The following is a 12,070-nucleotide window of genomic DNA, read 5'->3' as shown; positions in this document are numbered from 1 at the left end:
TGCTTTCATAGTTGTCAAATTATCATCTCCCTAGTGTTCTAATGTTGACAAAATGTATTGCCAACATTAAAAGTACTTTGTAGAGATATTATCCCATGATTTTTGACACTATTAAACCCATGATATTATTGTACGATTACCATCGATGATGAAAACTATGTTGTCTTTAAGATTTTAATTTCATGAATATAGAGTTATCATCTTTGTTAACATTTATTACTCAATTTATTTTATATGGACTGTAGAGAGACATCACCTGTATAAATTTATAATATATGGGTGATTTGTATGTAAAAAACAAAAAAATGTCGTTTGTTCCCTTTAAAGTGTCGTTTGTTCCAAAACTATTGCATTTATAAATTAGATTGATAAGATAAAGACAAAATAAACGTTATATAAAAGATTAAAAGTTGATAAAAAGGAGAGATGTGGGATGAAAGGAAAGAATTCAAAAACTATTATTTTGATTGGCTTATTGATTGTAATAATAGTATCCGGGATATATATCTTTACCAATATGGGCAAAAAGGATACTGAAATAGCTGATCAAGAGGTTGCGGAAACGCGCAATATAAACGAACCCTTTTATTTCAGTGAAGAATTCCTTGGAGAAGAATTTCATGATTTCAGTTGTCAAGAGTTCTTGGCTACTTATAAATCCGAACCGGTTAAAATCACCCATGATAGCTCAGATGATGAATATTATTTAATGAATATGAATACTAAAGAATACATGTACAAAATACCTGATATAGATATGATTTTAAATTCAAGTTATTGTGTAGATGAAGAAGGTGTATTTTGGTCTGTAGATTATGACAAGGAAGTAAAAAAAGTTATTGTAAAGTCATATGATGATGAGGGGAGAGAAGCTAAAAAAATTCAACTGGATGATTTTAAGGGAAACATATTTGATGGAGGATATATACAAGTTTACAGATTTAGGGTAGATAAAGACTTTGTATATATATCAAGCTCTACAGAAGACAATCCTGTACTGCAGATATATACGAAAAATGGGAACCTCAAAAATGTTTATGAAGGGATTGGAGATTTTGATATAGACAATAAAGGAAAGTTTTTTATTGCTGTATTATCGGGACCAAAATATGACTATGACTTTTATGGTTTTCTAAAGATAGATGCTGCAAGCGGCAGTGAAATATATAGGATGGACACAGATACAGCGATTGATTTTATTCGATATAATCCGGCTGAAAACCTTCTCTACTGTATAAATACTATGAAAACGAAGGAAATAAAAACCTATGATGCTGAAAAAGGGTCATATATAAAAACGGTATTCAATTTTATCAAAGATTCATCATACAGTGTTGAGAATACTTATATAAATGATTTTTTAGCGGATGACGAGGGGAATTTACATCTTTCATTTACAATAAGAGATGAAGAGGAATACATCCATTATTTTTATAACTACGAAAAAATAATGGGAGAAGAAGAAAAAAGGCCCATCACCCTAACTGTTACAGCACCCTACAGAGATGATTTTATACAAGAAGCAATAATTAAATATGAAAAGAAGTATCCGGATGAAAAGATAGAATATGATTATACTTACAGTGAAAAATCTTCATATAATGAACACTATGAAATCTATGCTCCCAGATTTGTGCTTGATTTGATAGCAGGAGAAGTAGGGGATGTAATATTTGGAGAAAGGTCTCTTATCAAATACAAGGATACGGCTAGAACAGATGCATTTATGGATTTAAAGGAATTTTTGGAAGAAGATCCAAGTTATCATCAATTAAACAAAGAAGTATTAAATGGTTTAAAAATAAGCGAGGCTATAAGAGCAATACCTTTAAATGTGAATTATTTATTTGTAGAAGTGAATATGGACTTGGCGTCTCAGCTTGGACTGGATATTGATTTTGATAATATGACATGGAGAGAAGCATTGGCTCTTTTGAGAATTATTGAAGAAAAGGTTCCAAATACATATCTATTTTCAGATAGTGATGGAAGATTTAATTGGGAAAAATTTTTGGGAAAGACTATATTGAAATCTGTTATTCCGGATTTAGTTGACTTTGAAAAAAGAAAAGCTGATTTGAATCAGGAATGGTTTATGGAACTTTTAAAGACAGTAAAGGAATGTCAAAAGAGTCAGAACTTCATCACTCCAAACAGAGAATTTGATCTAATAGATAATTTGCAGGGTGCACTTTTCTATGTTGATGGAACTGATAGCAATTATGGCGACCTTTTGGTAAATTTTTGTAAACACAATAAAGATCACAAAAGCATGTACATACCAATATTTAAAGGAGAGATAAATAATAATAGAGGTTGGGGAAGCGGACTGATGGTTTTAATCAACAATCGTTCCGGAAGAAAAGAAAGTGCACAGAAGTTTATAAGTTTTCTTCTGACAGAGGAGATCAACGGATTGTCAACTAACAACAGAGTGTCTATAAATGAGAGTTCTTTTGATATAATTGCAGATAAAAGCATGAAAAAACATAGAATTTCAAAAGATTATGACCCTGAGGGATTCCAGAATGCACAGCGGCTTAATGGCTATATTAAAGATATATCCCATAAAGTAGATTATTTTTATGATGTGGATGACCTAGTATCAGATATTGCAGGACCATTGCAGGAGTATACAGAAGATAAAATAACCTTAGAAGAGGCTATATCTAAAGCACAGAGCAATGTAATGATAAGTTTGGAGGAATAGGAGGTGGATCCTTTGAAAAGGACAAGTCATAGCGGATGGATATTTGTTCTTCCGGGATTTATTGGAGTTTTGTTATTTTATATTATTCCCTTTTTAATAAGTTGGTATTATACTTTTACAAAAGGTGTAGCGGAGATACGCTTTGTTTGGCTTGAGAACTTTGCAGAGCTGTTTGGAAGTTCTGCTTTTGTACTTGCAGCCAAGAACACATTCAAATTTATTGCAATAGGTGTTCCGATTATTACAATTATTTCTTTGGGATTAAGTCTTATGATGGAGGATAAGCTATATAAATTTCCTCGTTGGGCAATGCTTTCTCCCATGATTATACCTGTTGCTTCCGCTCTTATGGGCTGGAGTGTAATACTTGGAGATACAGGGATAATAAACAAATTGATTACCTTCTTAGGACACAGTCCAATTGAATTCTTTGGAGGAAAATATGCTGCGGCAGTTGTTATATTTATTTTTATTATAAAGAATATAGGGTATATGAGCATCATTTTTACAGGAGCACTGTCATCAATTGACAAGGATTATAAAGCTGCTTTTTTCCTTGATTCTGCCTCGAATATTAAATATACGATCAAAATTGTAATTCCATTGATTGCACCTATTATATTTTTTGTAATTATCTTGAGCATTGTAAATTCTTTTCAGATGTTTAGGGAGGTTTATGCTATTTATGGGGACTATCCCCCACAATGCGTTTATTTGCTGCAAAATTTTATGAACAATAATTTCTTTAAGCTGAACTATCAAAGGCTAAGTACTTCTGCATTTGTCATAATAATGGGAATGTCTGTCATAGTAGCTTTATTTTTACATTTTCAAAAAAAATCGGATTAGGAGAATATCATGAAAAAACATATTAGAAAAAATATTCTTATATATCTTTTTTCCTTTGTCTGTATTCTTCCTTTTTTAATAATGATTATATACTCATTTAAAGGAAGTAATGGAGGCTTTAGCTTATCCCAATATGGGAGATTGTTGTTCCAGACGGAAGATTTTTATATAGGTTTCTGGAATTCGGTCATTTATACCTTCGTTATAATAGGGATAAATATTCCTATATCCTTGCTTAGCGCCTATGGGTTTACCCGTTTCAATTTTAGAGGAAAGGAAACGCTGTATTGGCTCTATATAGTATTGATGATGATGCCATTTCAAGCTACCATAGTACCTCAATATTTAACACTGAAAATGCTAAATATAATATACACTCCAAGCGCAGTAATACTTCCAAATATTTTTTCAACTTTTGGAGCATTTCTTATGGCGCAATATATGAGAGGATTGGATAAAGAGATATTTTATGCGGGAATAACAGATGGGTTAAGTGAGTTTAAATTGTTTCTAAAGATTGCGGCTCCTATGTGCCGTTCGGTCATCTTTGCTCTAACGATACTTTTGTTTATAAATTACTGGTCAATGGTTGAGCAGCCTTTGATTTTTATTTCGGATTTGTTGGACATGCCTTTGGCTGTTACTCTCAATAAAAGCGGTGTGTTTAAGCGAGTCTTTTATGCGGCAGGGGTAGTTTTTAGTATATTGCCAATCTTAGTGTATCAATTTACATATGGTGATCTAGTTAAGGGGATAAATTTGTCTGTAGTATCTGATAATGAAATGAATTTATTAGGTCAATCATCTGAGGAAGAGGGAAACAAACAAAAGAGGAGAATTAAGAAAATAACCGTGAGATTTTTGGTGATGATGGCTTTTCTAACGTTGGCAACACAAAAAATTACATATATAATGAGACCTACAGTTGAAACTGTTCAGTCTAAAGAATCTGACTTGAAATCCGATCCTAACGATATAATGAGTGAATCATTGGGATATCATGACAAGGTGATACCGGATATATGCGTGCATAGAAGCGGCAGTGACGGATATATTTACGCAGTTTTTGAAGAGAATTCGGGTAAGCGGAGAAAACAGGCAGTAAGGGTAAATGTATCCATAGAAGCTACAAACGGTGTGGAAACTGCCATTTCAGGGGGAGTAGCTCAAGAATTCAGCATCATAAAGTGGTCTACAAAATCCATCTCAGATGGAATGTTTGTAAACATAGAAGGAAAGTGAGATAAGATTATGCTAAGTAGGAAAAAGATTTTGACACTGTGTATTTTGATACTATTTGCCGGCATATCCATGACATTTCAATGGAAGGTGCAAAATGAATTTAAAAAATACCCTTCAAGGATGGAGGTGGTTTTTGAAGGTGACGATACTAATTATCTGGAATTATGGGATCATAGAGATTATTTGAATGAAAGCTATCTGACATCCTTTACTTTGGAAAAACAAGTTGAATACAATGGAAATGAGCTGATTATCATAGAAAAGGATGAGAATTACAGCAAATTTCAACCCTATCTGATTAAAGACGGAAGAGAATGCAAAGAGGGAGAGCATGAAATTGTAATAAGCGAACGTTTCGGTGAAAAGATGTTTCCAATGGATAATCCGGTGGGTGAAACTGTTGAGATTTCAGGCGATAATTATATAATAAGCGGTATTTACGAAGATACTTTTTTGAAAAAATCATATGATTTGGATGAAGAAATAATTTATATGCCTTCAAGCTCAATTAAAGAGATAGATGATGATGTTTCCTATAGAGTTTTGTTTTCTGAAAAAGATGGAAGGGATAGGCTTTTCTTCAATGAGAGGCTTAACGAATATATTTCCGAAGGGATTCCATATATCTCTTTAGATTCCGGGCTTATCTTTGATTATACTGATTATAGTACAATTTTATCTCAGTTCTTTGAGGGTTCGATTTTTTTAATGGAATTTTTGATATTTGTGTTAATTACAATTATAATACTTAGGAAGTTAAAGGATGACAGTAAAGAATACAGATTGCAGCTTCAGGATTACTATGCAAAAGAGATAATAATGGGCAATATGGATGCAATTTTGCTTGAAGCTATAAAGTTGGTGCTGCTTATATTTTTATGGGCAATTATACTGCGATTTGTAATCAATTTTAAATTCAATATACCGGGGCGAGTTTTACCTCCTGAGGACATATTTGATTTTAATTTTTATGTTGAATCATTTTCGCAATCAAGGAATTATTATCATGGGGGGATTTACCGTAAGCTATATGAAAAATTGTTTAGGATTGAATTTATAGGTTTTTTAGTATCATCTGTTTTTTCTGTTTCAATTTTTATAATGGCTTTGAAAATGAAAGGCAGCACTAAGAGAATGAGGAAAATCCATAGAAGAGCGGAAGAGGAGGTATAGTCGTGGGAAGCTTAATTTTTAAAAACATACGAAAGGTGTATCCTGGGGGAGTAGTCGCTGTTCAGGATTTTAATCTAAATGTGGATGATAAAGAATTTATTGTGTTGGTTGGACCGTCAGGTTGTGGTAAATCGACACTTTTGAAAATGATTGCGGGTATTGAGGATATTACGGACGGGGAGCTTTATATAGATGACATATTGATAAATGATGTTCAGCCAAAGGGCAGAGATATTGCTATGGTATTTCAAAACTATGCACTGTATCCTCATATGAGCGTATATCAAAATATGGCTTTAGGATTGGAGCTTAGAAAAGTTCCTAAAGCTGAAATAAAGAGCAAGATAAAAAACGTGGCAAAATCTTTACAGATAGAGGAGCTGATGGAGAGAAAACCAAAGGCACTTTCGGGAGGACAACAACAGAGGGTGGCTTTGGGACGTGCTATCGTAAGAAATCCAAAAGTATTTTTGATGGACGAACCGCTATCAAATCTTGATGCAAAACTTAGGGCTGAAATGAGAATAGAGATTATAAAACTTCACAGCGAATTGGAGACTACATTTATTTATGTGACCCATGATCAAACAGAGGCCATGACCATGGGAAGCAAAATAGTGGTTATGAAAGACGGGTGTATAAAACAGGTCGCTACGCCAAGGGAGCTTTATGATGCTCCTGCAAATATCTTTGTTGCAGGATTTATTGGGACACCGCAAATGAATTTTATAAACGTTAAAATAATGTATGAAGAAGAGGAAACTTTTATTACCTTTGGTGGATTTAAGATACCTATATCTAAAAAAACTGCTGAAATTTTAAAGGGAAAAAACTATAAAAATAGTGGGGAGCTTATTATGGGGATAAGGCCTGAACATATCGGATTGTCCGGTGAGAATGAAAAGTACAATGTTTCGGGTATAGTGGAAGTGATTGAACTTATGGGATCTGAAACTTTGGCACATATGAATGTAGGAAGGGGAAGGATTACTATGAAAATATCATCGGAGAATTATATAAAAGCCGGAGATAAGCTTGACTTAATTTTTCCTAAAGAAAAACTTTATTTATTTGATAAGGAAACGGAAGAAGTGATTTAGGAGATTATATTTTATTTTTATAATCATTAGTATATAATAAATATAACTTAATGGATATACGGTATAGAATATACTAAGGGGTGAAAAGATTGGATAATATTGAAAATGTATTGCAGCAAATTTTAGAAAGTCAATTATTTATGCAAAACCAAATGAACAAAATGCAAGATAAAATTGATTTTATGGATCAGAAAATTGATAGAAACCATAAAGAAGTAATGGGACGATTAGACAAAGTAGAAGATAGGTTAAATAACGTAGAAGAGAAAGTAGATAGAGTAGAAGCTAGATTAGATAACGTGGAAGAGAATTTAGACAAGGTAGGAGATAAACTAGGTAAAGTAGAAGAAAAAGTAGGCAGAGTAGAAAAGAGATTAGTTGTTTTAGAACAAAACCAAGTGTCAATTAATGAATTTATATTCCAAAGTGAAACTGCATTCAGAAAAACAGAAGAGGTTTATAGAGTATTTCAATCAGTTAAAGATATTATGGTAAGTGAAGAATAATTAGCAAAAGAATAGGGGAATTATATGTTTTTTAGCGATGAAATTAACAGAAACAATCCAATTGAAATAAATGAGATTAAATCATTTTTGGAGACTTTTAACGTAGAATACGATAACCCGGATGTTACTTATGTTATTAGAGATAATGGAAAAATAATAGCAACGGGCTCTGCTCAAGGCAATATTTTGAAATATTTCTTTGCTAGATGTGATTATGTTGGTGAGGGGGCTATAAGCACAATCTATGACTCCCTATTGAATTATATATTTGAAAAGGGATATACATCATATTTCATATTTACTACTCCAAACAATAAAAATATCTTTGAATCCTTAGGGCTTAAAGAGGTACATTCAACAGAAAGAGTACTTCTCTTAGAAGGCGGATTTTACAATTATCAAAAATGGGCAGATAAAGTTAAAAAAACTATTGGCGATAAAAAGGGGAAAAGAGGTGCTGTAATTGTAAACTGCAACCCTATGACATTGGGACATAAATACTTAATCGAAAAAGCACTGAATGAAGTAGATGAGTTGTTGGTATTTGTTGTGGAAGAGGATCTATCCATATTTCCATTTGAAGATAGAATAAAAATTGTTGCCAATGAATTTAAAGCCCAGCCGAGGGTCAAAGTTTTAAAAGGAGGACCATATATTATCTCCAGAGGAACTTTTCCAACCTATTTTATAAAACAAAAAGACAAGATGCTTGAAATCTATACAGAATTGGATGCTAGTATTTTTGCGGAAAAAATTGCCAAAGATTTAAGTATTGATGTTAGATTTTTAGGATCCGAACCTAAGGATATAGTTACGAATACATACAATTATTCTTTGAAACAAATTCTTGAAAACAATGGGCTTGAAGTCAAAATAATAGATAGAATTAAAGCAGATGATGAGCCTATCAGCGCATCATCAGTTAGAAATTTGTTAAAAGAAAATAAATTAGAGGAAGCATATAAATTGCTGCCAAATAGTACAATAAAGTTTTTAAAATCTGAAAAAGGCAAGGCTATAGTAGACTATTTACTTAAATTCCCTTCATAGAAGATATCATAATGGGTAAATTAAAACTATAAATATTCTTATTTTTAATTATTACTTTAATTAGCACTATTTAGAAGATAGGATTTAATTTGAGTATAATTTACAAAAAAGGAGAATGTTTATGGATATTTTGACTACAAAAGAACTTTTGGAGTTAATCAATAGGGAGGAAGATTTGTTTGTATCCATCTATATGCCTACTTTTAGAAGTGGCATTGATATACGGCAGAATCCCATAAGATTTAAACAATTATTAAGAGTAGCGGAGTCTAAACTCTATAGTATGGGAATGGAAAAAGCGGAAATTGAAAGATTTTTAAAACCCGCATCCAATTTAGTCGGAGAGATTAAATTTTGGCAAAATCAGAGTGATGGGTTGGCTTTTTTTATCCATTCAGATGGTTTTAATTATTTTAGACTTCCCTTTGAATTCAAGGAATCTGTTACTATATCCAATAGAATTTATATCAAACCTCTTCTCCCGTTCTTTACAGGAAATGGGCAATTTAATATTTTGGCATTGAGCAAAAATAAGTCAAGGTTGTTTAGATGTACAAGGCAAAATGTTATGGAAGTTTTTATTGAAGGTTCTCCGGATAGCATGTTTGACATGCAAGTGGATGATGATCCTAGGACAAAATTGGAGAGACGGCTATCTAATCCGAGGTCTATTTCTACGCTTAACTACAGTACCAATACTCAAGCTCAGGATAATGAGAATGATTATGAGAGAAATGAATTAACTAGATTTTTCCGCGCTCTTGATGCTTATATCTTAAGTATCCATGAAGGCGAAAATATTCCAATGGTATTAGCCGGTGTTGAATATCTTATTCCAATTTATAGGGAAAAGAGCAACTATCCGAATATAGTGGAGGATTTTATAAGCGGAAATCCTGAAACTCTAAGTCCTGAAGAACTTCATAAGAAAGCATGGGATATAGTAGAGCCTATATTCAATGAGGATAAAGCTTTAGCTGAAGCTAAGTATAAGCAGTATTCCGGGCAAAACAATCATCTATATCTAAATTCATTAGAAGAAATTATCCCTGCTGCCTATAGCGGACAAATAGAGTCTTTGTTCATTGATAAGGAAAATCATCAATGGGGGAAATTTGAATCTTACAATAATCAAGTTGAACTTTTTGATGAGGAGAAAAATGATGCTGAGGATTTAATAGAATTTGCATCATTGCTAACCTTATCCAGAGGAGGAAAGGTATTTGCATTGCATCAAGATGAAATACCTGATAAAGAAAAAATTGCAGCTGTATTGAGATTTTAGCAAAAACTACAACCGAGAGGTTGTAGTTTTTAAATATTGACTAATTCAAAGCAAATCTGTGCTAGCTCCTCAGAACTAATGGGCATATCATTTTCAATCCATTCCACAATAATGTTAAAAAACAAACCGATCTGCCCATAAATTCGATAATGCTCTGATATGGAACAGTCTTCTAATCTATTGGAACAAAAATCATTTAAATAATCCAGAAAAAATACTTTATAGTTGTATCCCAATAATAGTTTGCTGCTTTCTACCTCTTGAGCAATATAATCAAATATGATTTTCCAATAGTCATACCACTTTTTTGCTTGAATATATGGAAGAGTTATCTCTGTAAGTTTTGCCATAAAATCATCAGAGATATCCTTAAGAATATCTTCTTTAGATTCATAATTGCGATAATAAGCCATACGAGATACACCAGCCCTTTCAACAATATTGGTTATGGTAATATCTTCCCATTTTTTTTCCTGCAAAAGTAGTATCAATGCAGTTTGAATACTTTCTCTTGTTAATTTTTTAATTTCTAAATTTGAAGTAAGTGACATAATATCTCCTTTTATAACATCTACTTTAATTTTTATTGAAAAATACCATATATGGCGTTACAATTATAACATCTCATTAAGTATAATAAACATTAAGGAAAAAATCAACCTTAAAATTTCAACATAGGGAGGTGGAATAAATGAAAAAAATTATTCTAAGTGCAGATAGTACATGTTGATTCATGCAATCTCTCTACAGGTACAGGGCTGCTTATAATAGAGACAGCTGAACGCATAGCAAAGGATATGCCGGCAGATGTTCTGCATAACTCATTGTAGAATATGAACCTTGTTCAAAAAGATAGGAGTGTTATAGTTCCTATCTTTTTTTGAATTTAAACTTGAACTTCGAGCTGAAAGATTGCATACAAATGGGCGAATATTACAGAAATGGCTTGATATAATGGGAAGTTTAAATGATAATAAATATATAGAATATAAGCAAATATGCTAAGAAACTGGAAATTATAAAGGAAATTAAGGGAATTTCTGACCAGAGTGTACGATTTTAAGACATAGTGTTGTAAAATCAGTAGCGGAGCAAATCCATGTTATGTACATAAAGGTGTTTGATTTTCACACAATGAAATATTAACTATTTTATCTAATGAAAGCGATATCACGGGGATATTGTATTTAACTATGTTTGAAATATTGGTATGAAAATTGCAACATTGTCATTATGAGGGTTTTAGTCGAGTTTAGTCGAAAGAATATAGATGTTCATCGAGTTAAAGCATAAGGCTGAATAAAAATGCTTTTGAAAGGGGGTATGCTCCACTGCAATCTTAAAGCTAAAGTAAATTTTGGCATTGTAGCAGAAAAAGCATTTAAGATTGCATTAAAATGAAATCGGTATAAAATCAACGGAATGATCCATCGATTAAAGAGGAGGAGAATATGAGTTTTTAAGCTAAAATATTAAAAATGCCAAAGAATAATGAAAAAGTATTAGCTGAATAAAATGCGTGCTTAAATAAGCATATTTAGAATAGGTTTTTTTCAAATATGAATTTTGAATATATTCATTTTAAATTTAAGATAACATTATCTTTTGGTATTTTAAATATTATAAAAATCAACTTATAAACAACATGACCAAGAGTTGAATTTGCATTACTAGTAACTTGATTTGAGATATAGTTTAAGTTATGTGAATAAATGGGCATCATCACCGGTGTTTAACGATGACTTAACTAGATCTTTTAAATAGATACCTTCTTCAAAAGTAACCCATTGAAGGTCTTTTTTAAGGTTACCCAAATAAGTAAGTTGTAAGGCAGTTATATCATTTAGATTAGTTAATTTTACGAATATTTAACTTTATTAAAATAGCAGTTTGAATAGGCTTAATAGCAGTAATATGGTAGACTATATTGTAAAGATAACAAATGGAATTTTCTCATAATGAGAAAATTAATTAAAGTATAATGAGAAGATTTTCTTAATCAAGGGTTTTGAGCTTATCTACTAGTAAATAGAAACCTTCAGAATCATTAGTAAAGCTAAAAGATTGAATTATGACTTTGTAATATTAATGCCAACATAAGTCATAAATCATATTTTTAGAGATAAATTGAACAACTGTTTTGACTCCTATCTGG

The 12,070-nt window shown here is 31.9% G+C and carries 9 protein-coding genes; 8 read left to right on the top strand and 1 reads right to left on the bottom strand.

The features are described 5' to 3' along the window. Nucleotides 1-433: 433 nt before the first annotated feature. From H8707_RS11855 to H8707_RS11820, 8 genes are all read left to right on the top strand, one after another. Entirely contained in the window at nucleotides 434-2,710 is a 2,277-nt protein-coding gene (locus H8707_RS11855) for an ABC transporter substrate-binding protein (RefSeq protein ID WP_262430346.1), read from the top strand. 12 nt (nucleotides 2,711-2,722) lie between these two features. Further along, on the top strand, nucleotides 2,723-3,559 hold the full coding sequence (locus tag H8707_RS11850) for a carbohydrate ABC transporter permease (RefSeq protein ID WP_262430345.1): 837 nt from the start codon (nucleotides 2,723-2,725) through the stop codon (nucleotides 3,557-3,559). 9 nt (nucleotides 3,560-3,568) lie between these two features. Next, nucleotides 3,569-4,801: a carbohydrate ABC transporter permease gene (locus H8707_RS11845; protein ID WP_262430344.1), complete on the top strand. Its 1,233-nt coding sequence runs from the start codon at nucleotides 3,569-3,571 to the stop codon at nucleotides 4,799-4,801. Nucleotides 4,802-4,810: 9 nt separating this feature from the next. After that, nucleotides 4,811-5,974 carry an ABC transporter permease gene (locus H8707_RS11840; protein ID WP_262430343.1) on the top strand — a complete coding sequence of 388 codons (1,164 nt, stop codon included), beginning with the start codon at nucleotides 4,811-4,813 and terminating at the stop codon, nucleotides 5,972-5,974. 2 nt (nucleotides 5,975-5,976) lie between these two features. Next, a complete protein-coding gene (locus H8707_RS11835; protein ID WP_262430342.1) occupies nucleotides 5,977-7,074 on the top strand; it encodes an ABC transporter ATP-binding protein in 1,098 nt (365 codons plus the stop codon). An 80-nt stretch (nucleotides 7,075-7,154) separates the two neighbouring features. Continuing rightward, nucleotides 7,155-7,580 carry a hypothetical protein gene (locus tag H8707_RS11830; RefSeq protein ID WP_262430341.1) on the top strand — a complete coding sequence of 142 codons (426 nt, stop codon included), beginning with the start codon at nucleotides 7,155-7,157 and terminating at the stop codon, nucleotides 7,578-7,580. A 24-nt stretch (nucleotides 7,581-7,604) separates the two neighbouring features. Then, complete coding sequence (locus H8707_RS11825; protein WP_262430340.1) at nucleotides 7,605-8,630, top strand: nucleotidyl transferase family protein; 1,026 nt, start codon at nucleotides 7,605-7,607, stop codon at nucleotides 8,628-8,630. 121 nt (nucleotides 8,631-8,751) lie between these two features. Then, a complete protein-coding gene (locus H8707_RS11820) occupies nucleotides 8,752-9,915 on the top strand; it encodes a baeRF3 domain-containing protein (RefSeq protein WP_262430339.1) in 1,164 nt (387 codons plus the stop codon). 29 nt (nucleotides 9,916-9,944) lie between these two features. Here the strand turns inward: H8707_RS11820 and H8707_RS11815 are convergent, their stop codons facing one another. After that, the gene (locus H8707_RS11815) at nucleotides 9,945-10,466 is read right to left on the bottom strand and encodes a TetR/AcrR family transcriptional regulator (protein ID WP_262430338.1); all 522 of its coding nucleotides are present in this window, start codon (nucleotides 10,464-10,466) and stop codon (nucleotides 9,945-9,947) included. Between the last annotated feature and the right edge of the window lie 1,604 nt (nucleotides 10,467-12,070).

The sequence above is a fragment of the Paratissierella segnis genome, from assembly GCF_014385195.1.
In the GTDB taxonomy this organism is placed as follows: domain Bacteria; phylum Bacillota; class Clostridia; order Tissierellales; family Tissierellaceae; genus Paratissierella; species Paratissierella segnis.
This window is presented reverse-complemented; position numbering and strand designations above follow the sequence as displayed.

Excerpts from the sequence above, each read along its gene's own strand:
- H8707_RS11855 (WP_262430346.1), top strand. The coding sequence starts at position 434 with ATGAAAGGAAAGAATTCAAAAACTATTATTTTGATTGGCTTATTGATT.
- H8707_RS11845 (WP_262430344.1), top strand. The coding sequence starts at position 3,569 with ATGAAAAAACATATTAGAAAAAATATTCTTATATATCTTTTTTCCTTT.
- H8707_RS11840 (WP_262430343.1), top strand. The coding sequence starts at position 4,811 with ATGCTAAGTAGGAAAAAGATTTTGACACTGTGTATTTTGATACTATTT.
- H8707_RS11825 (WP_262430340.1), top strand. The coding sequence starts at position 7,605 with ATGTTTTTTAGCGATGAAATTAACAGAAACAATCCAATTGAAATAAAT.
- H8707_RS11820 (WP_262430339.1), top strand. The coding sequence starts at position 8,752 with ATGGATATTTTGACTACAAAAGAACTTTTGGAGTTAATCAATAGGGAG.
- H8707_RS11815 (WP_262430338.1), bottom strand. The coding sequence starts at position 10,466 with ATGTCACTTACTTCAAATTTAGAAATTAAAAAATTAACAAGAGAAAGT.